This window comes from Candidatus Taylorbacteria bacterium (assembly GCA_039934295.1).
Taxonomy (GTDB): domain Bacteria; phylum Patescibacteriota; class Minisyncoccia; order Phycocordibacterales; family HO2-43-120; genus HO2-43-120.
This window is the reverse complement of record JBDTMN010000016.1, coordinates 1-23,176: the sequence shown is the minus strand read 5'-3', so window position 1 is coordinate 23,176 and position 23,176 is coordinate 1. Positions and strand designations below refer to the sequence as shown.

The window sequence follows — 23,176 nt, the reverse complement described above, 5'->3', positions numbered from 1 at the left end:
CGCGCACAAAAAATTCCCCTGTAATTTTTTGTCGACGCTGAGAAAGTGCTGGGAGGACTTTCGTCAGGACTCGGAGCCCGAAAGATTATTTCAAAGAAAGCTCATGGAGAATCCGACATGGTTCGACAATACGAGGGTCAATAATATTATAAAATCCATTCAATCCGTCGCGTCGTACTGTCACCAACTTTGCATGCCGAAGTAATGCCAAATGTTGAGACACATTTGCTTTTGCAATTCCCAATGTTTTTATGAGGTCTTCAACTGACATTTCTTGCTCACGAAGAAGATTCAAGATTTCAAGACGCTTTGAATTCGCCAAAATTTTGTATATTTCTGCATTGTTTTCATAAGCGATTCGTGGAAGTGGTCGTTTAATCTTCATAGTTTCTAAAGTATGCAACAATCAGACTTTAAAAGCAATCAACGATAATGTGGCCCTGCCTCTCTATACCCCTCTTGGTAATTGGCAAACCGAGCCAACGCGTACAACACACTTGAAAGACGGTTGAGAAATTGAATACTCAAATCGCTCACTTTATTTCCCTTTTTATCTCGCACAGTCACAACGAGTCTCTCCGCTCTCCTCGCAATTGTTCGGGTAATATCCAAATAAGCGCCGGTATCTCCCCCGCCGGCAATTTTAAACGAAGTAATTGGCGGCAAGACAGTTTCTATTTCGTAAATAACTTGTTCGAGGAATGTAATATGTTCTTTTGTAAGACTTGTCTTTGCTCCAGCAAGTTCTGCTTGTATGCAAAACAAGTTTTGTTGCAGTTTTTCAAGAATCGCTTCGTAGGATACTTTTTTTGTCTCAATAGAGACTGTAGTGCTTCCTTTTTTAGAGAGCGCTTTGGCATACCCAATCGAAGAGTTAAGTTCATCAAGTGTTCCAAGCGCCTCAAAAACAATTTCAGATTTGCTCATGCGCATGCCGTTCGGACAGTCAAAAAGTCTCGTTGTTCCTTTGTCCCCTTTTCTTGTATATAACATAATTTCAGACTTCGCAAAGACCACCAACGCAGGCGAGTTCTCGCTTTACTTCCGTTTCGTCATCAGTCTCATAAGTAACTATTTTTGAAAAATCCAATGAATCTACTTTTTTTAGCATTTCATCATACCTTTCTTTTGTAATCGTCTCATATGGAGCAAGCTCGTAGACATGATTTGAACGTGGCAAGAATGAGAGACCGCCGACTAAATCCCAATTTTCGTATATCCAATGAGCGACACTGATCCACTCATCATCACCAACTGAAATAGTCACTGATGGGTTATGTTCCGTGAAATGTTCTTTAACTATTTTCCAATGTTCAAGCTGTTTAAGCGCGCTCACGTCATCTTTACAAATTGCTCCATCTGGCGCTTTTACTGGAAATTCAAACACATACGTTGAAGCATTCTCATGTGTTTGACCCACCTCCGGTAAATACGGCACGCCTTGGTCTTTGAGCATCTTGAACAGAGCGTCAGTTGCTGAAATGCGAACACGGCGGATATAGTATGGCGCGTGGCGCGGATGCATTCCGGATGAGCAATCAACTGTCTGGGAAACTGTCCCCGATGGTTTTACGCACGTAATGCATGTAGACTGACCGACACCAAAACGCTTTGCGTATTTCCTATTTATTTCTAGAGACAGTGCTTTCATTTTTTCTAGCATCTTTCCGTTTCGAACAATTTCACAGTCCCACTGACCAGTGATGGAAACTCCGAGCAACCGTTCTTTTTCGCAATTCTTCTTCCATTCTTTTGAGAGGTAAGGAAAGTAAGTAAGTGTTGACTGGTATGTTCCTATGATAGTCGCTATGCGTATTTTTTTGAGAAGCGATTCTTCTGTATCGTCCGCACGTGCAACAACTTCACTTAAATTGCAAAACTGTTTTGATTGAAGGATTATTTCACCGCAAGGGTTAGTCCCCCACGATGGTGACTTAGTATTTTTAAATTGTTTCAATCGCCGTTTCGGCAATGTTTTTACAAGCCCTCCTCTGTTAAAAATCCCTCTCTCGCCCGAACCGCTTTTCACGAGCGCCGTCCATTCATCCAGAAATTCTGGAGTCGTCGGTTTAGAGTTGTACACCGCGGAATTATTAGCGAGCATTCTTTGTCCTTCCGTGATGTAAAACTGGCCCTTCTTTGAATCTCGAATGGCTTCATCATCCAAGTCAGAAAGAGAAATCATGGCGCTGCGCCTGACACCTCCGGCCACTACACACTCCCCGATTTTGCAAATAATATCGTGAGCATCAAGATTGGTAAGGTGCCTGCCTTGTTTGCGCAATACCCGCTCGCGAGAAAATTCAATAAGAGAACGGAGAGGTGCAGGTCCGGAGCTTTTTCCTCCCATTGTTTTGAGTCGAGAACCTGCCGGACGGATAAGTGAATAATCAAACGCAACATCGTTACCTTCAAACCATTGTGTAAGACCAAAAGCAAAAGCATCAGCCCAACCCTCTTTACTGTCGGGAATAATGTACAAAGGAAAATTTTTACCCGTTTGTTTTTTGATTTGTGGCAAGGCTTGGATATTTTCGCTCTCAACCGACCAGCCGACACCAGTGCCACACATAGAGATGTACATAATCTCGGCAAAATCTTGAAAGCATTTTGGAGCAATGAATGAACAATTATAGGCGCACGCATTTGTTCGGCGCGCCGCCTTTCCTGAAAATTGAAGCAAGCGCATTGACGGCATCGTTTCCTGATTGAGAATCGATTCGCGAATCTCGTTGTATTCATTTTCAGTTAATTTTCCGTTCATATTTTCGCGCATAAAACCCATATAACGATCGACTGTTTCAATCCATGTTTCGCGTCGCCCTTCTTCAGAAATCCAGTTCGCGTACGTTCGGTAATAAACAAACTCGGCAAGTGGATTCCTAAAATATTTTTTGCTTTGAGTTACGAGCTCTTTCACTTTTTCTGGCACAAAACCAACTTTCTCTCGCACTATGGCGCGCTTTTTTCGGTAGAGAATATATGACTTGGCCGTTTGAGTAAAATTGGATGCGATGAGTTCATTTTCTACAATATCTTGAATCGTTTCGACGGAAGGGAGGAAATGTTTCTCCCTTTTTTCCTTTTGTCGCTCTTTTTTAAGAAGGATAAGTGCCTCAAGTACCTTATGCATAACCATAAGAGCGTCGGACTCGCTCCCTTCCCCAATTGCATTCATCGCCCGTAAAATGGCGCGATGAATGCGCTTCTCGTCAAAAGGAACGACTGTTCCGTCGCGTTTTTGTATTCTTGTAAGTGCTGTGAACTTTTTTTTATTTTTCATAGTATTCAAATTCTTTTAAAATTAAAAATGTTAACAATCGACGCTGTTTCTAGCCTTTTATTTTCAACGACAAATCTATAAAGCGCAGGGCTCAATACAATCGCAAATGATATGTTGCCTACGAGATGAAGTCCTGTGAATGGAATCTGGCCGATGAACGCCTCCATAAATGACTGATGGAAAAATAGTGGACCTATAGAAAGACCGGTTACTGCATCAAAAAAAAGAGTTCCGAGAATTGCAAATCGAACATAATTTGCTCTATTGGCTTTGTGTTTTTTAAAATAGTAAGCCGACCAAAAACCTAGGACGCCATAGGTTGAGGCAGTCAGTAGTGTCCATATTCCTAATTTGCCAGTTATGAAGTCAAAGAGAGCGATGTTTAAAAAGGCAAAAAGAAAACCGGCAAATGCCCCGTATGCTTTGGAAAATGGCATTTGAGTCGCAAGCACTGGCTCAATATTTGGCGCGCGAAACGGAATGAGCCGAATAAGGAGACATGCAATAAAACCGACAACAAACTTAAACCAATTCTTTTTGTATGTATCCATAGTGATTGCGCTGTTATTGTTAATCCCCTTTGCTTCAATAAAAAAAGGGTATACCTTAGTATAACTAGAGTTGCATAGTTTCGCAACTACTAAACCACTATAATAGAAATGAAAAATATCGAAAACCCTTCGGACTCTAACGCGGAGCATTAGTGGGAAGGGAGCCGACGAGCCGAGTTGGGGTAACAAATTTTTTCAGGAGAAAAATAACCTTGGACGAGTCATGCACCGCGCACGAACAAAACCGTCCGCCTAAGGCGGACGGTTTTGTTTTGTGTACTCTCGGCAAGAATCGAACATTACATGTTCAGTGCCCCGATTGGATTTTTTTTCGTTTGAAGTAAACTCGAAAAAATGCTCAATCGGGCTTCGATTCTTGCCGTGACCCAATTCACTTCGTTCATTGTGCTCCCGGCAAGACGCTTCGCTATCTCACTCGTCCCTCGTAAGACTCGGGACTCTTTAGAAACCTTACAGGTTCTGTACACCTTTCACATTTTGAAACAAAACGTTCAAGGTCTTGCACTTGTGCCCCGCACAAGCTCACCCACGGTTTCTAATTCCTCGAAGACTCGGTTTTCCTTACAGGAACAGTACACCTTTTGGACAATTCAGAAATTGTCTCAAAAGGTCTTGCGAAGCTCCAAGTTTTCGCTTCTCACCTCCACGGGAAACTCCCGTTTTCTTACAGAAACTATACACCTTTCGCTTTCCGAAGACGGAATACTCAAGGTCTTGCGAAGCTCTCCCAGAGCTTCTCACCCGACCCCTTCCCAAGTTCGATTCTTGCCGTGACCCAATTCACTTCGTTCATTGTGCTCCCGGCAAGAATCGAACTTGCATCAACGGCTTAGAAGTCCGCTGTTCTATCCATTGAACTACGGGAGCTTATGATTCAATCTTTTAAACGAACCTCAACACTCCTTACCCCCCCGACGCTCCGAGCACTTGGAGTGCCGGAGGTAGGGACTCCGACCGTTTTTTAAACGCGTCGGACCGGGAGCTTTCTTACTATGTCTTTACGTTAGTAGCTAAAACCTAACAACTTTAAGCTCTCTCGTCAAAGCGAGGGGTCGGCAATATCGATTCGTTGAGCCCTTAATTCATTGAGTTTTATCGCTCTGGCATCAAAATCGGAAATAATTCCCTTCAATACTTCCTGTTTAAATGTTTTGGGCGTCGCCTCTTCCTGGAGAGGAACCGAAGATAAATCACCCTTGAGAACGCCCGCAAAAAGATAGATGCTTAAAGAGAGAACCGCTAAAAAAAGGACAGCACTTACAATCAGCAAAATTTTCCAATCGTGATACGGATTTTTCCAGAAAGAGAAAAAGATAGGAATTTTTTTCTTGTTGGATGCGGCCTTCTTTTTTTTGAAAGAGAATTTCATAATAATTGCCACTGTTCGCTATGGACCTCCTTTTAATTTGAGAACCTTAAGGACAAAACTGGCTTCCCAGTATCCCTTCTTTCCTCCCTGATCCGTTTTCATTGCGACATTTGCAAGCGCTATTCTATAGGGCAGATTTTCGAGAAGTGAGAGAAAGTGGTACAAGCTTTTCCATCCCGCCGCGGCTTCGACTTGGAGATTGAGCACTTCAATCGATGACGACGCAGAGGCGCTCTTTACCGTTCCTACCGAAGTAATGGAGGTGGTCGCCCCGCTTAGCCTCCCTTGCCCTTCAACAAGTTCGATAAAGGGTACCACTCCGTCTCCTCCCACAAAAAATGAATCGAGTTTCTCCCGGTCCGTCTTGGTGTTCTCCATAGTTTTTTTAAAAGAAAGATAATTTGATTCTTGCAACGACTGCAAACTCTGCTCCTGCGCAACGGCCAAAATGACCTGCTTTTTTTTCTGGATATTGAGGAAAAGAATCACGCAAGCTGAAAAAATTGCGATATTGAGGAGAATCGCCACGACCCCTATTTGTTTTGTGCTTGAAAATTTTTTCATGTTCATGAGTATCAACGAACGGGAATGATAAGTTCGAGATTGAAATCTATTTGGCTCTGTTTGGCAAAATTGGAATCGGGCAAACTTACTTGCCAGTCCTTTTCTTGCCCTAGGTCATTTCGAAACGACACAAGACTATCGCGGGATGCCGCGATACCCTGAAGAGAGAGGGCACGCGTTTTGTCTTTTTCAGGTTCAAAGGTGAAACCCTCAATTCGAATGCTCGAATTCTTGTGCTTCAAAATCAACGCAATAATCTCATGCAATGATAGACTCGAACCTTCTCCCCCGAGCTCTGCTATTCTATTCGTGGTTTCTTTGAACAACAAATCTAGATTTCGGCTTTCCACACTAACGGCCGACTGCTCCCCAGTCTGCTTTTTCTCAAGCGCCGACTTCTCTTGCAAACCGGCAAAAATGTACGACGGAATGAGCGCAATAAAGAGAATGACACCCAAAACGGACAACAGAAAAAGAAATATGATGGTGAGACGGAACCAGTATTCCCTTTCAATATCTCTTTTATTTTTTTCAAGTAGTAGATTGTGCATTGAAATCTGGTCTTACGAGACCATTGCTAGTCCTATCGCTGTCGGATAATTCAAAGAATCCGCAAAAGAAAGCTCGGGGATATATTCTTCAAATGAGAAAAGATTGGTCCACACATTTGCCACCTCGCATTCGATTTTGAGAGTAATCGCGAGATACTCGTCAAAGCCGTGCAGATTCGAATCCGCTCCACAGAGAATAATTTTTTGAATCGGTGGATTTTCTTCACCTTTTTGATTCTTATGTGTGTTCCAGTAAATGTAGAGCCGGTTAATTTCGTCCCGCAGGGAGGAAATGGGGTTCAGAAGCGAAAAAAAGAGCTTCATGTTCTCCTTAGTCTTGATAAAGTCCTTGCCTTTTTTTATTTTAATCGCTTCTTCATTTGAAACATTGAAAAGTTTCTCGATACCCGACGTCAATGCCTCCCCTCCAAAGCTAAGAGTGGTTGTAAAAAAAACGATTCCTTTGCACACGACGTAGATTCCCGTTTTTTTCTCCCCTAAATTGACAATCATGTACGTTTTCCCGTCACCTCTCGGAACGATTGCCCTGGCTATGGCTTCTGCGGCAAGCTCGAAGGAAAGAGGCACCAGACCCAAACTTCCAAAAAGTTCGCTGAAGCCTTCTACCACTTTGCGCGGTATCACAGATACGGCGATACCTTTCTCCGTTTTCGCGTTTTCTTTCGAACTCACTTCCTCTATGACCGAATAGTCAAACACTGCTTCCGCGCCGGAAATCGGAACATTTTCTTCGAGCGATAACTCGATGCTCCCGCGAATATCGGATTCATTCAAGGCTGGGAGGGCAGTTTGAAAAAGATAGGCTTTTTCTTCAGGCAGAGAAACGTTCACGAATTTGAGCTTGTACTCCTGTTTAAGCGAGATGAGTGCTTCTTTTAGTTCCTTATTTGTCTGAACTTCTTCGGAATAACTTGCGCCTTCGGGAATTTTCCTTTCCCCGTAACGCCCGGGCCGAAGACCGTTTTTTGTTCTTTGCATTTCCATGAACCGAACCGAGTGAGAAGAGATGTCGAGTCCCATTCGGGGCATGTTTAAAAATTGAGGTGGTGGAAAAGATTCCGAAAAAAATATTTTTTGGGATTGAGAGAAAGAGGACATACGTTTAAGTATACCGTATATAGGATTTTGTATAAAGAGGGATAATCCTCCAATTTACTTCACTAATCTTTTTTTCTCCGTGCCTTTACCAATTCAATGACAATTGGAAAGAATGACACAGCGATAATGAGGACTATTATCGGGAGGATAAAGCGGTCAATGTGAGGCACTCTCCTCCCCAGATAGAACCCCAAAAAACTCATGCCGAAAGACCAGCACAATCCACCCGCAATATTGTAAAAGAGAAAGCGAGAATAGTTCATCCGAGCTACCCCTGCCAAAATTGGTGCGAAGGTTCGGACGATTGGAATAAACCGCGCGAGAATGATAGTTTTGTTTCCGTGATTCTCATAAAAAATCCTTGTTCTCTCAACATGTTTCTTGTGGAAAAAAAACGAGTCTTCCCGGGTAAAAATTTTGGGTCCAACGTGTTTGCCGAAAGCGTACCCGACACTGTCGCCTAAAATTGCGGCAAATGCGCTCCCAATTGCGAGATATGCTATCGGAAAATACCCCTGTGACGCTAGAAAACCTGCAGTAAAGAGAAGCGAATCGCCGGGAAAAAAGAAACCGAAAAATAGTCCTGACTCGGCAAAAACGATGGCGATAACACCCACAAGCCCCAGCGTTTTAATGAGAAAAATTGGATCGAGAAAATGAAACATATTTATCACTGAACAAACTCGAACTAAGAACTCGGAACTGAGGCGGAACTTCTGTGCCTTTCCGTGTGCTTCGTCCGTGTGTGTTCTGTGTTAAGTTACTTCGCAGTCGTTCCTTCCGGAATATCCCCGCTCGGCTCTAAAAGTGAAAATTTTCCGTCGTCCGTTGAGACAGCAAAGAGCATACCATTGCTTTCAAATCTTTTAATGACTCGGGGTTCCAAATTCGTGACAAACATGCATTTTTTCCCGAGAAGTACCTGCGGGTCGGGAAAATAAAGCGCGATACCTGAAACAATCTGGCGAATATCGAGAGTTTCCTCCCCTAATTCGGAAGCAACTGGCGCCGGGCTAGGAGAACCCGCGGCCGTTGCGGCCGCGGGTTTTAGCCCTAAAAAATTCTGGTTAACAGAATTTTCGGGCGAACGATTTTCGGATGAAAATTGTTTTAGCCCAAAATCAACCTTGAGCTTCAGGAGTTTTTCTGTGTCCGGAATCTTCTCGATTGCAAGTATCTTTCCCACTTTTATTTCCACCTTCTTAAAATCTTCAAACGTAATCATAAACTATTTATAGATATCATGATCGCCTATGGCGTGCAGTCGAATAATTTTTTTGGTTTCGAAAGAAAATATAATTCTATACTTGAATCCGATCGAGAATGCAAAATAATTCTCAAATTTTCCCGAAAGCTTGTGAGTTTTTAGACGACTATCGAAAGGATTTTTCTTGAGAATAGAGACCTGTCTTTCAGAGTATTCTTTCATCTCCTTTGAAAGTTTTCTATGCATTCGAGCAAATTTTGGGGAATATTCGATAATCACATTAGCCGAGGTCTTTTAGAGATTTGAGAACTTTTCCTTTCCCTTGGGCAAATTCTCTCTGACTTTCTTTCAAATCCTTTAGCAATTGATCATCCTTCCACATACGCAAAAGATCTCGAAAAAATTCGCTTTTTGAGGCATAGCGATCGCGCTTCACGGCGCTTTCCACTTCCTTTTTAAGCTCCTTAGGGAGAGATATATTGATAACTGTTCTCATGACGTAAGTGTAACACACTGTAATACAGGGTCAATTCGATTTTGTGGATAACCCGAAATCATCCTCTGACGTCAGTCAAAATTATCTCTCGATAATTTTGAATAATATTTTCTTTCATCAATTCATTCGTAATTCGTAATTTCTAATTCTTAATTCTCTCAAGATAGCTTTTTAAAATCAGAGCCGCCGCCGAAGCATCGAGCATATCGTTTTTTTCTTTCTTTCCTCGGGTAAGCCGATCCCCCTCCGAGCTATCCGGTCGTCGAAACTCCGTCCTCCCAGCCTCCGCGCTCGTCATAAATTCAGGTTCAAGAACCACCTGAAGTCCCGTCATGCCTTTAACTTCTTTCATAAACGCTGTAATGCTTTCCATAATTGCATTGTCCTCACCCTTATAATTTTTAGATTCTCCGAGAACAATCAGAGAAACAGCACTCTCGTCACAGAGTCGTTTAACTCTCTCGATCAATTTGTAATCGTTCGGCAAAACCACCTTTGGCAATGCAAACTGCAATCCTTCATCCGAAAGCGCAATTCCCACCCGCTTTGAGCCATAGTCGATTCCCATGTAACGCATATATTTAAGTCTATTTGAGATCAATTCATGGTACAATAGAGGTATGGCAGAAAGGCTTATTGAAAATATAGGAAACAGAGTTTTATTCCCAAAAGGAAGTCAAAAGAAATTTTTGAAAGATGTTTTGAGTAAACTCAAACTTTCACAAGTTCAGCTTGCCTCTTTACTCTCTTTAAGTCCCAGATCATTTACAGACTGGGTGAGAGAAAAGAATTTAATGACCTATTCTGCGCTAGATACTTTATGTTCCCTATCTAAAACAAATCATCCAAAAGATATCATTATCAAGGAAAAATATTGGTATGCAAAAATTGGGGCATCACTAGGTGGTATAGCTAGGTACAAAAAATATGGAACTATAGGTATAGATAATGAATATCGAAAAACTCAATGGAAAAAATGGTGGGAGCAAGAGGGTAAAAATAAGAGTAAAATTATTGGAATAACAAAATCATTTAAAAGTCCGAGAATGTCTAAAGAACTGGCAGAGTTTTTTGGCATTATGATTGGAGACGGCGGTATTCAAACTTATCAAATTAGAATCAGTCTCAATGCAGAAACTGATGCTGAATATGTAAAGTTTGTATGCCAGCTCATATATAAACTTTTCAAAATAACCCCAGGAATGACAAGTAGAGAAAACTCAAAAGGTATAGATATATATGTTTCAAGAACAAAACTAGTATCATATTTAACAAATACCCTTGGACTAAAGAAAGGAAATAAACTTTCTCAAAACTTAGATATACCGAATTGGATTATGAAAAAAAAAGAGTACCGAAAAGCATGTCTGCGGGGCCTAATTGATACAGATGGTTGCGTATTTCATGAAGTTCATACAATAAAGGGTAGAAAGTATGCTTATGCGAGATTGAATTTTACGACAGCATCACCTCATTTAGCTAGATCAGTAATAAAAATTATGAATAGTTTTCGACTGAATCCTAAATTACGCCGGAAGGGAAAATCAGTTCAAGTTGAAGATAAAAAGAAAATATGGCAATATTTCAAAACAATTGGGACGAGCAATCCAAAGCATATGTCCCGATTGAATAGATTGTTGACATAGTTTAATAAATTTGTAAAAGGAGGAGTGTCCGAGTGGTTTAAGGAGATAGTCTTGAAAACTATTAACGGGGAAACTCGTTCGTGAGTTCGAATCTCACCTCCTCCGCATATTTTCGAAAATGGTTTCAGAACCAAATAATATAAGGATTTTTCGGAACTTTTATGAATAAATTCTAATTATTGCCATGCTGCGGACAGGGATTTGTTTATAGACAGTTAAACTCATCCGTTAGATAATACCTGTATGACCGACCTCGGACTATACAACTATATAAAAAGCGAACTCGCACAGGGTAAGACGAAAGAACAAATCACTGCTACCCTCATGCAAGGCGGTGGCTGGACACAGGCTGATACAGATACTGCGTTTTCTGACATCGAGAGCAACACAATGCCAAATGCTAATTTAAGTCAATCAGAACAGTCTAATCAAAACAACAAAGCAAAAATAGCTTTTTATATAGCGTTAATTACCTTTCTCCCGTGGTTCATACTATTTGGAGTTCCCACAACACCATACTCGCTATTTTATTGGCTGAAAATATTATCCATAATTTTATTTATACCAGTAGGAATTATCGGGATTGTTTTTTCTGTAATGGGTTTTAGGCAACATAAAATCAAGGCTCTGTTGGCAATTTTGTTCTGCTTAATAAATTTTCTGCCAACCGTTTCACTGGCATTTTTTACACTTCGTGCTGTCTTGAATGGCAATGTTGCTCTTGAAAAACAAGCGGTTGAAACTAATGTCAATAATGGGGGTACGGTTACACAAAATATTCCAATAGATTTTGATATGCAAAAATATTTTCCGCTTAAAGAGGGAAATTATTGGACATATAATCAACATATTGTTACGACCGATGAAAATAATAATGTCAAAAATATTGATTTTGTCTCAACCACAAAGGTTGTCTCATCAACAGCGACAAAGGATGGGTATAAAGTCTATAAAATTGAGAGGACAAGTTATAAAGGATTTTCTGTAACTCAATATTACATTCTGGTTGATAACACGATTTATGTTACTAGCGCAAGCACTTTTACGGTAACTATAAATAAACCCGTTGAAGATACTACCATAAGTGACATCGTGAAAAATGCCCCTCTTATTTATGATTTTCCATTAACCCAAGGTAAAGGTTGGAAGGCTTTTCCAGACCTCTCAATAGAGTATCCAGTTGCAGGGGTTGAAAATGTTACAGTGCCAGCAGGAAATTTTGATAACAGTTTCAGATTAGAAAAAATAAATGGGGTTAATAAAAGTACATTATGGTTTTTCCCTACAGTAGGGGGAGTGAAATCAAAAACTTATAATGTTGACCATGATAACTCTTCAGAGGATATAAGTAGCGAATTAAAGGAATACAAGGTCAATTAATCCGCCTTCGGCAAGGACCGTCCTTGACATAGGTCACCTTTTTTCCCAACTTACACCTAGAACCTAACACCTTACACCTACCCATGTACCAACGCATTATCGTAAAAATAGGAACGAAGGTACTTTCAAAAGAAGACGGCACGATAGATGAATCCGTTTTGGAAAACATTGTGAACCAAATTTCTTCCCTAAAAAAGAGTGGGGTTGAAACCGTGCTTGTAACATCAGGAGCCGTCGGATCTGGCCGAAGTCTTTTAAAATCAGGAATGAATTCAGAAACAGTTGGAAACAAACAGGTGTTCGCGGCATTGGGTCAAGTGAAACTGATGGAAACATACTCGAAACTTTTCGGAAAGTGTGGTCTTCTCTGCGCCCAAGTGCTGGTTACCAAAGAAGACTTTCGAGACCGCAGTCATTACCAAAACATGCATCATTGTTTCTTGAATTTACTTCGAGAGGACATAGTACCGGTGGTAAATGAAAATGATGTAGTTGCCATTAAAGAACTCGTCTTTACCGATAACGATGAATTAGCTGGTCTTGTTGCGGCACAGCTCGTAGTAGACGCAGTAATAATTCTCACCAGTGTAGAGGGTGTGATGGATGGCTCCCCTTCCGACCCGTCTTCAAAAATCATTCCAGAGATAAACTTCAAAAATCTCGCTACTTGCGAAAAACATATTACAGGAGAAAAGACAAATGTAGGACGTGGTGGCATGATGACCAAATTCGCTGTTGCAAAGAAACTTATTTCTTCAGGAGTTGCTGTACACATTGCTCACGGCAAAAAAGAAAATGTTCTCACTGACATAATGCACGGCAAACCAATCGGTACAAAATTTATCCCCCTTAGAAAAACGAGCGGAGTAAAACGCCGTTTGGCATACTCGGAAGGACTCACTATGGGAGCAATTATAGTGAACAAATGTGCTGAAGATATGTTAATTGCAAAGGAAAAAGCTATGAGTCTCCTTCCGATTGGCGTAATTCACATCAAAGGCGATTTCAAAAAAGACGACGTTGTAGAAATTCGAAATATGAGCAACCAAAAAATCGGATTTGGAGTGAGCGCCCTCGACTCCATGAAAGTGAAAGAATTAGCTGGCGTAAAAGGCGGTCGTACAGTCGTGCATTACGACTATATGTTTATTGAGTGATTATGGCCACAAATCCCAAATGTAAGAGGCAATGTTTGCCGGAGCGCCTTCTAGAGCGAACTCGTGGAGGTCAATGAAGGGCAGACTGTTTGCTTCAATAATTCCCCATCGAGCGCCGTCTGGGTCACTTTCGGGATTTTCGATGATGAGGTCAAAACCGACGAGGGGTGTGCCGATTATTTTCGATGCCTTCTCTAAATAATCTTTAAGTTTGGGATGCGCTTCCTTCGCCATTTCTTTTGTCCTTCCTCCGAACAGACGGCCTGTTCGGGAAAGCAGGGGCAACGTCTTCCCCTTCGCTAAAATATCGGAAAGCTCATATCCCTGCCTACGCACAAATTCAACAAGCTCAACTTTAACAATCACATCGCCGATTTTGTCCGGCTTATTTTTATTTTTTTCCTCGATAAGCTCGCTAATGGTGTAAATTCCGTCTCCGATTACCCTCGGAGACTCGGCTTTCAAAAAACCTCGCAAAACTCCATCTACTATGGTCGCCCTGCACACATTGCCCGCCAAATGTTCCTCAACCTGAACGAAATGACCAAGTTTCTGCGCTCGCTTAAAGCCCAAGAGAAAATCCTCCCTGTTCAATATGTAAGTGGTAGTGTGACGACCGCGCGAACCGGAGCGCGGTTTCACCATGAGAGGCTTCTGCCATTTCACAAAAATGGAGAGAGCGGATTTTTCGCTTGTCGCCGTTTCCGAGCGGGGCACAGGAATGCCTCCCGCCATCAATTTTTCTTTGAGAATATGTTTGTCGTCAATCCAGAAATTGCCCTCACTCGGAAACCGAGGAGGGATAGGGATGCTTACAAAATACCGCCACACGCCCTGCACTTTTGCTCTATACCAATCGGTAGCTTTTCCTAAAATAACAAACTGCTCCATAGGGATTTCGCGTTTTATGGCCTCAAGCCAAATCATGCGGGAGCGCAAATCTGCCGCTCCGTCGATGTTTGAATGAAAACGCGCAACCTTAAAAAAACAGAGCGTGGAGAATATACTTTTTTCAAGCCGAGAAAAAAAAGGGTCAAATAATTTTGGGAAGGTGTCTCCATCTAAATCCTTAAGAAATGTTTTTTCCAATACTTTGTTCCATGCAATAAAAACCGTATTGTTCGCATGTGCTAAAAAATGATTCGTCGGACTGTTGCCACAATAGGGGCACTCCACGGTAGCATAGATTGATTTGGGCTCATTCATTTGACTTGTGACTTTAACTGAGTGACTGAATAACTAATATCAGAATGGCGAGAAAAAGAAAAATCTGATCTATTTTTAGTTATTCAGTCATATGTTATTCAGTTATTAGTGCCCTCCGTTTAGAACAATAGAGACTTGCGTCTCTATTCGTTCTACCTCAATTAATGTTCTCCACGCATATGTGTTTTGATTAACTGATAAGCATCCGTATTGTATCACGCTCCATGCCCCGAGAAAATGCTTCCAATTCCTCTCCCGTTCTCTCGTCAGCGACAATCAAAATCCCGCACAACGCCAAATAATCCATGTCTTTAAGCACCTTTTTTTTGGTTTCTTTCTTCTCGTTCAGCGGTCTCTAATTCTCTTTCTCTTTGCTCGACCATTCGTTTTGCTTCTCCTACCTTACCTTCACGAATGCTGAGTTCCTCTTGCCACCACTTTGCATCTGCCCTTGATTTATTTATATCAGCCATATATTTTAATAATTAAAGCGACTTTGTTGAATAATAACTACTTGGTTTAATGATTGCTCTTTTATTACGACGAGCGAGTGGCGTCGCGACTGCATTCTTATGCAGGCATGAAGCGCGAGTCGAAGTCGTATCAAAAGGTTGAATACCCCGTGACTTCGTCACGGCTAGGAACAAGTCTTCGTGTTCCTAGCGGGCAGGGCTCTGCCATGGGGTAAATATCTTTTATTATTACATTAATTTTGCTATACTTCCACCATATGGAAAACAATGAAGACCTCACAATAAAAGAGAGGCGCGAGCAAAAGAGGCAGGAGAAGCTTGCAAGAAGGGCAGAAGGCGAAATCAAGGAATCGAAATCCAGAGTCGTTCTTTGGATTTCGGTGGTCATTGTCATCGGCGCAGTACTCTTTGGGCTCGTCCGAATTGTAAAGAATAATCCTCCTAGTTCTGAAAAAGACACACCAGTCAATATTTCGGATTCGGTGATTGGAACTGACTGGATTCGAGGCAATGCAAATGCTTCCACAACACTTATCGAGTATGGCGACTTTGAGTGCCCCGCATGCGGACTCTACCATCCCGTTCTAAGGGAATTGGAAAGTCAGTTTAAAAACGACCTTCGAGTGATATTCCGAAACTATCCGCTTCCCCAACATGCAAACGCCCGCCTCGCGGCCCGTGCCGCTGAAGCCGCAGGAGCGCAGGGAAAATTCTTTGAAATGCACGACCTCATTTATGAGCATCAGAATGATTGGACCGGAAAAAGCGACGCGAAAAATATTTTCCTCGAATACGCAACCACCTTGAAACTCAACATAGGGGAATACAAGAGAGACTTCGAATCTAAAGAAACCGGAGTAAAAATTGATGAAGATATGGCGAGCGGCAATTCCTACGGCGTCAATTCTACTCCTACATTCTACCTCGGCAACACGAAGCTCGCTCCAAAAAGTTTCGATGAATTTAAGAAACTCATCAAAGATGAAATCACCAAAAAACCTTAACGTCCTCGTCGCGCTCTTCTCGCTGTTCGCTTTTGCGGGCTTCATTGACGCGTCCTATCTTACGGTTGAGCATTATCTCGGAACTCCCATCCCCTGTTCGGTATTCGGCGGATGCGATATAGTTACCAACAGCTCTTACTCGCAAATCGGCGGAGTGCCCCTCGCCCTCGTAGGAGCTCTCTACTATCTCTCATTAATTATTTTTTGCATCATCTATTTCGATTCAAGAAAAACAGGAACGCTCAAAATAGCCTCCTACATTGTTGTGCCGGCCTTTCTTGTGTCGCTTTGGCTCGTCTATCTTCAGTTTTTTGTCATCCACGCGATATGTCTCTACTGCATGATTTCCGCAACTATCTCACTTGTCCTATTTGTCATCGGCCAAATCACGCTTTCGTCTTTGCGAAATAAATCAGAAATTCCAATCTTAAATACATAATTATGGACGAAACAACAGAACAAAATAGCTACGGCTCGCCGAGAATTCTCACTGCTCTTACCTGGAACGCACCGGAGTATGAGCCACGCCTCCGTACGAGTGACTGGTATTGGTCTCTTTGGATTATCACCGTTGCTCTCTCTGTTACCGCGATTATTTTCAAAAATGTCCTGCTTGGAATTTTGCTTCTTGTCATGGCTTTTTCCGTCACTCTTTTTGCGCGCCGTCATCCGCGCATAATAAAATTACGAGTTGACGGAAAAGGAGTGTACATCGAGGATACGCTCTACCCATACATCTCTCTTGAATCTTTTTTTGTTGAGGATATTCCCGGACCTCGCTCAAAACTGATATTAAAATCCAAGAAAAAGCTTCTCTCGTACATTATTGTCCCCGTCGAAGATAGGACGCAGGACGAAGTGCGCTACATTCTGTCCGGTTTCATTCCGGAAGTGGAACACCGCGAGCCCCTTTATCTCAAGCTCATGGAACTTCTGGGGTTCTAATCTTAAATTTGTAAGTTTTAAGTTGATAGGTTTAAATAATTATGAAAATAAATAGGATATACAAGATATCGGGCCTTCTTATCGGTCTAGCTTTAGGTTTTGCTTCATTAGTTTTAACCGTTCCTATTTTCTTTGCAATATTTGGAATATCTTTGTTAGCCGATAGCCACAATGCACTCACTCCCGCGTGGTTCATTATTCTTGGCCCTCTCGCTATTGTAGGACTTACCGCAGGCATTTGTCATCATCTTGGATCCAAAATCGGCAAACGACTTGAAGCAGATGCGCAAAATGAAGCAAGAAATAATAAACGAGGAACAATTATATTGTTACTGTCTGCCTTATTTCTTCTGGTTGGAATCGTAGCTTCTGTACTCGGCATTTCAAATTTTTATCAATCTTTGCAATCTGTTTCGAATGAAGGATTAAATAGCATCACAGCTGAAAAAGCAAGTGAAGAGCAGTATAAAAAATATGCTCGCATAGGAACAGTATCCACTGAATTTAAAGAACCGTTTTCAGAGCGTCAAGGTATCAATGGAAAACTAGTTACTGTATCCCTATACAGAAAGTTGGAAATAAATGTACCAATTATTGTTCAGTATGCCGGTAACTATGAGATCAGTGTTGATTATGGTGCGAATAACAATGATGATATTTATTCGAGCTACGTCTCACAACAGACAAAGAATCAATTCCTAAATATAGGAGAGAATTTGATTAGCTTTGACTTTGTTGCCGATTCAAATACTTCCGTCAGCTCATATTCCACAGTTCCCAATAAAGCGCTGAAAATTCAGCTTCTTTATCTGGCAACACGAGACGAAATCGATGCACAGAATAAGCAAGATGCTGAAAAAATGAGTCTAGAGTATAAAAGATTAGTTGAAAGAGCGCAGGAACAGTATTTGAAAGACTATGGCCAATTACCATCAACGGTACTTAAATTCGTAGAAACAAAAGAAATTCTGTTTTAAAGTCGGAATCTAAAATAGCAGATTATGCTATGACAGCAGTATTGTGCTATCTTGCATACTATTGCTCCCATCGTTCAACCCCGACGTTTGCAACAAAGTCGGGGCTCCGACCTTCTCGGAGAAGCGTCGGAGTGGATAGAGATAGATAATAAAATAATAATTGCTCCCATCGTTCAATGGATAGGATGCGACCTTGCGGAGGTTGTGATGTAGGTTCGATTCCTACTGGGAGCACAAACGAACGAAGTGAGTTTTGATCACAGTAGGAATCGAACCTGGGAAGGGGTCGGGAAACGGGAGTTTTCCGTGGAGGAAAACCGAGTCTTCGAGGAATTAGAAACCGTGGGTTTCTAAAGAGTCCCGAGTCTTACGAGGGACGAGTGAGATAGCGAAGCGTCCTACTGGGAGCACAAACGAACGAAGTGAGATGAGCTCCTTATCCTCCGTGACAGCGAAGTGCCGACCAGAAATCCGCTATCTTTTTCCGTTCATGGCATAATAATGGTATACTTTATTTTGGAACAGCAGAAACCAAATTGAGAAAGCAAAACGCATGAAAACTTCAGTGCCTTCGGTCAACACAAGCTTGACAACTTTTCTCCGGGAAAAGTTGCGAGGACAATTCCCTCGAGTCACCGTCCAAGTAACGGGCAGTGACAGCACGCAAATCGCTGTTTGCATCGCTCCAAAATTGCACTCTGGAAAAGAACTGAAAACGCCTAGCCCCTGTCAATGCACGCGTCAATTGTTTCGGGAAATCGGGATTCCAGAGCAGTCGTGGTCAGTGAAGTGCATCATTTGCGGGAGCGTCTATCTCATTTTGTGGAAAACACCGGTCGTTCTCCGAAAATTATCTTCTCTGCCTTCAAAGACGTGAGAAGCCGCTCGAGATCATTCCTCTGAATGGTCTTTTCTTTTTTTACTTTACACTTTAAGTCGAAAATTTTACAATAGCTACGCTATTGAAAATCTTTCGACATGATTTTTCTAGTTGAAAAATCAACTTCGCACTTTAGACTCCGCACATGATCTCCCTCATCCTCTACAACATTCGAAGCGCCGGAAATGTCGGCTCAATTTTTCGAACCGCCGACGCCGCGGGGGTGTCGCGCATCTTTCTTGCGGGCTACACCCCTACTCCCACTGACCAATTTGAAAGAGAACGAAAAGACATTGCAAAAGTCGCCCTCGGCGCGGAAAAAGTTATTCCTTGGACCTTTGCCCCCGACATCGAGGTGCTTTTACAAGAACTGAAAGGAAAGACGACGACACTCATCGCACTCGAGCAAGACAAACGGTCGGTTGATTATAAGACGGTATCACTCTCGGGAGACTGTGCGCTCATTGTAGGCGAAGAGGTACACGGTCTCACTCAAAATATATTAGACCAGTGCGACATTATTGCCGAAATCCCGATGAAAGGAGAAAAAGAATCCCTGAATGTTTCTGTCGCCACAGGTATCGCTCTTTTTAAAATCCTAAACATATAATTTTTGATGCCGATTGCAAAAGTGAGCGCTACGCCCGCCAATTTTCATTCTCTCGATTCTACCTTTACAACCTGACTTCTTGCAGGATTTTCCTGTCAGCCGATACGCGTTGTGAGTATGTTGAAAACGTCCTCGCTCGCCTACGAGGTTGCGATAGTCCGACATCGAATCCCCTCCGAAATCAATCCCTTTTTTGAGAATCTCCTTCATTGAAGTAAAAATTTTATTCAAGACCGGTCGACGAATTTTTGTGACAATTGATTTTGGATGAACGCCGGACTTCCATAATATTTCGTCCGAATAGATATTCCCAATCCCCGCTATCACAGACTGGTCCATAAGCACCTGCTTTATTTTTCCCTTCGATTTCTTCAAAATCGCTATTCGAAAAACCGGTAAAGTAAAGACTGGTAGCAATGGCTCCGGTCCTAAGTGGCTTATCTCGGGCAGATGTTGAAGCTTTATGGTCGGAAGCAGAGATACTTTTCCAAACTTTCTCATATCGGAAAAAGCCAGATGCTTCTTGTTTGAAAGAGTAAAAACAAGATGAATAAATTTATTAAACGAATCTCTCAGAAGTTCATTTTCTTCATTTGGTATCCATTTTTCGTGAGCCCAGTAATTGTTTATCTTTATATTTTTAACTTTTTTTGAATTTCGTGCTTCGAATTTCGGATTTTTCCTGTACGCCCCGTACAGGAGGTGTCCGGTCATCTTCATGTGAATCAAAATCGTTTTCCCATGTGAAAGATGGATGAGTACATTTTTCCCTCTTCGCTTTGCCCCCACAATCTTTTCTCCCTTAACCTCGCGCCTAAATATCGGAAAATAATTCTTATTCTTAATGTTTTCTTTCCCAGCGTGAAATGAACTCCCATAATCCGTCCATGTGTCAACAATCGTGAGACCAGTCACGCTTTCATTTAATCCTTTTACCGTTGTCTCGACTTCAGGCAACTCTGGCATTTGTTTACGGTAGCACAAAAGTTATTAGAACCTCAAATTGTCTTTTGTAAGAAAATAACTTTAGATGTATTCTAATGATAGACCAAATAGAAAAACTTATGCAAAACATGAACTCTTCACAACGGTTTAGCAAAAAACGCTTCCTCGTAGAAGTTTCTCGCACCCTCAACATATCGGTGAATCCAGAGAATCTATTCAATCTTCGAACAATGATTCTAAGTAAGGAGCCAAGACCAACTGAAATAATCGCTGATACGTTGACCTGCTTCGTGCGGGAGATTCTCAAACACTTTAAGCCTGTCTTGATTAGAAATTCGAAGAAAATCAGCTCATGGCATCTTTCCTCAGATGTTGTGCCGAGTATTGTTGCCGATGAAAACTGTTTTCTTCCTCTAGGGGAAGAAAAAAACTCCAAAGGTGATGTAATCCTTGAAACCGAAGACGATCTTGTACCATCCGTTGCCGCTATCTCTGTGGTATTCGCCTTGATTAAGTCGCTTCCTCAGGGAACATACGAGGATTTCCTCCGAAGAAATTGAATCTCATTGCGTCGCCGAAACTTCTAGTTTCGGCATTTTTTTATGGACTGTCGTGAGACGCTTCACTTCAGTCTTATGCTCGGATAGCATAAAATGTAACTTCTAAAGTTTGAATTGTGAGAGTCGCTTTTCCAATTCCTCCCTAGCAACTTTCGCATCGCTCCACGGAGTTTTCTTACCATTTGCCTCCATTATGAAAGGGTCCGTGCCTTTGCCGGTAATTAAGACAAAATCACCTGTTCGAGCTTGAGAAATCGCTTCTCGTATCGCCTCTCGCCTGTCAATAATGATTTTTAGGGGCTTCTTCGTTATCGCTTTCGCCATTTCATTCACAATGCTCATCGGGCCATCATCATATGGGTCTTCGTTGGTCAAAATAATAGAGTCGCAATGCTCTTCTGCAATTCGCGCCATCTCACCCCGCTTCCACGTATCCCTGCCTCCGCCCGTATTTCCTAAAATACAAATTTTGCGCGTCGCTCCAAAAACTTCGTAAAATTGCCTTAGCGAGTCTCCCGTATGAGCATAGTCCACGACCACAGAAAAATCCTGCCTCGAAAACAAGGGGTGCTTCGGATCCAACCTTATTTTCTCAACTCTTCCCAAAATTTGATCAAGATTTTCAACTGCTTTTTTTATAACCGATGGCTCGATTTTCTGCGAAAGAGCGTATGTGGATGCCGACAAAATATTATAGATATTAAATTTACCCGGTAACTTTGTTTTTATCGGCACTCCTCGGAAAGTAAACTCTCCTCCATCGTCGCTCGTCTTCCACGGCTCCGCATCTGTAAGTGAAAATGCGAGTTTCTCTTTTGCTTCGACTGCCATAAATTTTGCCGATTCTTTGTCGTCGCGGTTTACGACAAGAATTGTCCTCGGTTTCCTTGAGTTCTCGAGACTTTTCGCAATTTCGAGTTTGGCATTCAAATAATTTTCGTACGAGCCGTGAGATTCGATATGTTCAGGTGAAATGTTTGTAAAAATGAGCGCATCGAGAAAAATGTACCGATTGCGACGTTGCACTTGCGCTTCAGAAGTTATTTCAATCACGGCGTGGGTGCATTTTTTTTTCACCGCCTGGCGTAAAAATCGCTGGATAAAAAACCTCCCAGGCATCGTCATTTTGAACATGTTGCGTCTAGACTCTTCGTCAATTTTAAATCGAAGAGTGCTCGCGAGAGCAGTCTTGAATCCCGCTTCCTCTAAAATGGCATTCACAACTTCGGCAGTGGAGGTTTTTCCCTTTGTCCCTGTGACACCGACTACGTTTATCTCGCGTGAGGGGAAACGGTAAATCACGGCTCCAACAAAAGACATGCACAAATGATAGTAGGGCTGAACAGCCTTAAAAAAAGGGCGAGGAATCAACTTTTTTCCAAGTCGAAATACAGATTCCATCGGCTAATCATAGCCCACAACGTCGTTTTTTTACAATCGCCCCTCCTGTCCAAAGAGACGCTTTGGACAATTGGGTGTGTTGTAATTTTATCTAGCTTGGCTTATTTTTATGAACTTGAATCAATTCCTCACTTTCCCAAGAGTTTCAAAGCCTGCTTGACCCTCTCCCCAGTACCCACAATTTCTTTATTTATTTTTTTGAGCGCGTCGCGTGACTCTTTTTCACTGTATCCCAAGGATTTGAGAGCCTCGATCGCGTCATTCTGATCTCGGAGAGCTCCCCCATCGCCTTCTTTTACACCCGTTAGAAATTTATCTTTGAGCTCGATAATAATTTTCTCGGCGCGTTTGCCTCCAATGCCAGCGGACTTTGAAAGCAGTGTCGCGTCTCCTGATGCAATAGCGGTAGCCAGCGTTTCAACCGGAGTAAGATTTAAAATAGCGAGAGCAGTTTTTGGACCAATTCCGGAGACTGTAATTAATAGTTCGAAAAAATCCAACTCCTCTTTTTCGAGAAATCCATAAAGGTCGTGCGCATCCTCCCGCACCGTAAGATGCGTCCAGATGTGAACCTGACTGTCTCCAATTGCGCTCACCTTATCGAGAGTTTCTTCCGTCACAAACACTTTATACCCGACTCCCGCGACATCCACAACCAAAAAATCGGAACTGCGGAACGAGATCGTGCCTTTGAGGTGGGAAATCATGAGAGTAGTATAGTAGTAATTAGTAAGTTAGTAAATTAGATGTATAAGGCCACCCATCTTTGCACTCTGCGCCTCTCGTTAGTTGATAACGGTTCAATGTTAGCATATATCCCACAGGGGACAG

Annotated in this window: 27 protein-coding genes and 3 tRNA genes; 12 read left to right on the top strand and 18 right to left on the bottom strand. The window is 42.1% G+C overall.

The genetic code is table 11. The annotated features are described in order from the left end of the window. Positions 1 to 85: 85 nt before the first annotated feature. The 13 genes from ABI430_04610 to ruvX all read right to left on the bottom strand — a co-directional run bounded on the left by ABI430_04610 (position 86) and on the right by ruvX (position 9,738). Positions 86 to 385, bottom strand: coding sequence for a metalloregulator ArsR/SmtB family transcription factor (locus tag ABI430_04610; protein ID MEO8638151.1), 300 nt, complete (start codon positions 383 to 385; stop codon positions 86 to 88). A 38-nt stretch (positions 386 to 423) separates the two neighbouring features. Then, positions 424 to 993: a cob(I)yrinic acid a,c-diamide adenosyltransferase gene (locus ABI430_04605; GenBank protein MEO8638150.1), complete on the bottom strand. Its 570-nt coding sequence runs from the start codon at positions 991 to 993 to the stop codon at positions 424 to 426. Between the two features lie 4 nt (positions 994 to 997). Next, positions 998 to 3,283, bottom strand: coding sequence for an ATP cone domain-containing protein (locus tag ABI430_04600; protein ID MEO8638149.1), 2,286 nt, complete (start codon positions 3,281 to 3,283; stop codon positions 998 to 1,000). Positions 3,284 to 3,288: 5 nt separating this feature from the next. Further along, a complete protein-coding gene (locus tag ABI430_04595) occupies positions 3,289 to 3,834 on the bottom strand; it encodes an ECF transporter S component (GenBank protein MEO8638148.1) in 546 nt (181 codons plus the stop codon). An 816-nt stretch (positions 3,835 to 4,650) separates the two neighbouring features. Beyond that, positions 4,651 to 4,722: transfer RNA gene (locus tag ABI430_04590), tRNA-Arg, on the bottom strand. Between the two features lie 172 nt (positions 4,723 to 4,894). Continuing rightward, positions 4,895 to 5,224, bottom strand: coding sequence for a hypothetical protein (locus ABI430_04585; GenBank protein ID MEO8638147.1), 330 nt, complete (start codon positions 5,222 to 5,224; stop codon positions 4,895 to 4,897). An 18-nt stretch (positions 5,225 to 5,242) separates the two neighbouring features. Then, entirely contained in the window at positions 5,243 to 5,794 is a 552-nt protein-coding gene (locus ABI430_04580) for a hypothetical protein (protein ID MEO8638146.1), read from the bottom strand. Between the two features lie 5 nt (positions 5,795 to 5,799). Continuing rightward, on the bottom strand, positions 5,800 to 6,339 hold the full coding sequence (locus ABI430_04575) for a hypothetical protein (protein MEO8638145.1): 540 nt from the start codon (positions 6,337 to 6,339) through the stop codon (positions 5,800 to 5,802). Between the two features lie 12 nt (positions 6,340 to 6,351). Continuing rightward, complete coding sequence (gene pilM, locus ABI430_04570; GenBank protein ID MEO8638144.1) at positions 6,352 to 7,389, bottom strand: pilus assembly protein PilM; 1,038 nt, start codon at positions 7,387 to 7,389, stop codon at positions 6,352 to 6,354. A 131-nt stretch (positions 7,390 to 7,520) separates the two neighbouring features. Then, positions 7,521 to 8,123 carry a DedA family protein gene (locus ABI430_04565; protein MEO8638143.1) on the bottom strand — a complete coding sequence of 201 codons (603 nt, stop codon included), beginning with the start codon at positions 8,121 to 8,123 and terminating at the stop codon, positions 7,521 to 7,523. 95 nt (positions 8,124 to 8,218) lie between these two features. After that, positions 8,219 to 8,683 (bottom strand): hypothetical protein, encoded by a 465-nt coding sequence (locus tag ABI430_04560; protein ID MEO8638142.1) that lies wholly within the window; start codon positions 8,681 to 8,683, stop codon positions 8,219 to 8,221. 262 nt (positions 8,684 to 8,945) lie between these two features. Further along, the gene (locus ABI430_04555) at positions 8,946 to 9,161 is read right to left on the bottom strand and encodes a ribbon-helix-helix domain-containing protein (GenBank protein MEO8638141.1); all 216 of its coding nucleotides are present in this window, start codon (positions 9,159 to 9,161) and stop codon (positions 8,946 to 8,948) included. 142 nt (positions 9,162 to 9,303) lie between these two features. Then, positions 9,304 to 9,738 carry a Holliday junction resolvase RuvX gene (gene ruvX / locus ABI430_04550; protein MEO8638140.1) on the bottom strand — a complete coding sequence of 145 codons (435 nt, stop codon included), beginning with the start codon at positions 9,736 to 9,738 and terminating at the stop codon, positions 9,304 to 9,306. A gap of 43 nt (positions 9,739 to 9,781) precedes the next feature. On the opposite strand from ruvX, the gene ABI430_04545 reads away from it, so the two are divergent. From ABI430_04545 to proB, 4 genes are all read left to right on the top strand, one after another. Continuing rightward, positions 9,782 to 10,807, top strand: coding sequence for an LAGLIDADG family homing endonuclease (locus ABI430_04545; protein MEO8638139.1), 1,026 nt, complete (start codon positions 9,782 to 9,784; stop codon positions 10,805 to 10,807). An 18-nt stretch (positions 10,808 to 10,825) separates the two neighbouring features. Then, positions 10,826 to 10,912: transfer RNA gene (locus ABI430_04540), tRNA-Ser, on the top strand. A 138-nt stretch (positions 10,913 to 11,050) separates the two neighbouring features. Beyond that, positions 11,051 to 12,187, top strand: coding sequence for a hypothetical protein (locus ABI430_04535; GenBank protein MEO8638138.1), 1,137 nt, complete (start codon positions 11,051 to 11,053; stop codon positions 12,185 to 12,187). An 83-nt stretch (positions 12,188 to 12,270) separates the two neighbouring features. Further along, positions 12,271 to 13,344, top strand: a complete 1,074-nt coding sequence (gene proB, locus ABI430_04530; protein ID MEO8638137.1) for a glutamate 5-kinase — start codon at positions 12,271 to 12,273, stop codon at positions 13,342 to 13,344. Here proB and ABI430_04525 read toward each other — a convergent pair whose 3' ends face one another. Then, positions 13,345 to 14,550, bottom strand: a complete 1,206-nt coding sequence (locus ABI430_04525) for a hypothetical protein (GenBank protein ID MEO8638136.1) — start codon at positions 14,548 to 14,550, stop codon at positions 13,345 to 13,347. 311 nt (positions 14,551 to 14,861) lie between these two features. Next, a complete protein-coding gene (locus ABI430_04520) occupies positions 14,862 to 15,023 on the bottom strand; it encodes a hypothetical protein (GenBank protein MEO8638135.1) in 162 nt (53 codons plus the stop codon). 257 nt (positions 15,024 to 15,280) lie between these two features. Between ABI430_04520 and ABI430_04515 the strand changes: the two genes are divergently transcribed. From ABI430_04515 to ABI430_04485, 7 genes are all read left to right on the top strand, one after another. Next, positions 15,281 to 16,027, top strand: a complete 747-nt coding sequence (locus ABI430_04515) for a thioredoxin domain-containing protein (GenBank protein ID MEO8638134.1) — start codon at positions 15,281 to 15,283, stop codon at positions 16,025 to 16,027. Beyond that, complete coding sequence (locus ABI430_04510) at positions 16,005 to 16,466, top strand: vitamin K epoxide reductase family protein (protein ID MEO8638133.1); 462 nt, start codon at positions 16,005 to 16,007, stop codon at positions 16,464 to 16,466. Before ABI430_04515 ends, ABI430_04510 begins: the two co-directional genes overlap by 23 nt. 2 nt (positions 16,467 to 16,468) lie before the next feature. After that, on the top strand, positions 16,469 to 16,972 hold the full coding sequence (locus ABI430_04505; GenBank protein ID MEO8638132.1) for a hypothetical protein: 504 nt from the start codon (positions 16,469 to 16,471) through the stop codon (positions 16,970 to 16,972). Positions 16,973 to 17,013: 41 nt separating this feature from the next. Continuing rightward, the gene (locus tag ABI430_04500; protein ID MEO8638131.1) at positions 17,014 to 17,949 is read left to right on the top strand and encodes a hypothetical protein; all 936 of its coding nucleotides are present in this window, start codon (positions 17,014 to 17,016) and stop codon (positions 17,947 to 17,949) included. 162 nt (positions 17,950 to 18,111) lie between these two features. After that, positions 18,112 to 18,183: transfer RNA gene (locus tag ABI430_04495), tRNA-Arg, on the top strand. Positions 18,184 to 18,502: 319 nt separating this feature from the next. After that, positions 18,503 to 18,826, top strand: coding sequence for a hypothetical protein (locus tag ABI430_04490; protein MEO8638130.1), 324 nt, complete (start codon positions 18,503 to 18,505; stop codon positions 18,824 to 18,826). A gap of 148 nt (positions 18,827 to 18,974) precedes the next feature. Further along, positions 18,975 to 19,439 (top strand): TrmH family RNA methyltransferase, encoded by a 465-nt coding sequence (locus ABI430_04485; protein ID MEO8638129.1) that lies wholly within the window; start codon positions 18,975 to 18,977, stop codon positions 19,437 to 19,439. Here ABI430_04485 and mutM read toward each other — a convergent pair. Next, positions 19,428 to 20,405: a bifunctional DNA-formamidopyrimidine glycosylase/DNA-(apurinic or apyrimidinic site) lyase gene (mutM, locus tag ABI430_04480; GenBank protein MEO8638128.1), complete on the bottom strand. Its 978-nt coding sequence runs from the start codon at positions 20,403 to 20,405 to the stop codon at positions 19,428 to 19,430. The genes ABI430_04485 and mutM overlap by 12 nt on opposite strands. 98 nt (positions 20,406 to 20,503) lie before the next feature. Here mutM and ABI430_04475 point away from each other — a divergent pair, with 98 nt between their 5' ends. Further along, entirely contained in the window at positions 20,504 to 20,944 is a 441-nt protein-coding gene (locus tag ABI430_04475; protein ID MEO8638127.1) for a hypothetical protein, read from the top strand. A gap of 102 nt (positions 20,945 to 21,046) precedes the next feature. On the opposite strand, the gene murE is transcribed toward ABI430_04475, so the two are convergent. Both murE and ruvA read right to left on the bottom strand, forming a co-directional pair. Next, positions 21,047 to 22,264, bottom strand: coding sequence for a UDP-N-acetylmuramyl-tripeptide synthetase (gene murE / locus ABI430_04470; protein MEO8638126.1), 1,218 nt, complete (start codon positions 22,262 to 22,264; stop codon positions 21,047 to 21,049). Between the two features lie 209 nt (positions 22,265 to 22,473). After that, on the bottom strand, positions 22,474 to 23,052 hold the full coding sequence (gene ruvA / locus ABI430_04465) for a Holliday junction branch migration protein RuvA (GenBank protein ID MEO8638125.1): 579 nt from the start codon (positions 23,050 to 23,052) through the stop codon (positions 22,474 to 22,476). Positions 23,053 to 23,176: the final 124 nt, after the last annotated feature.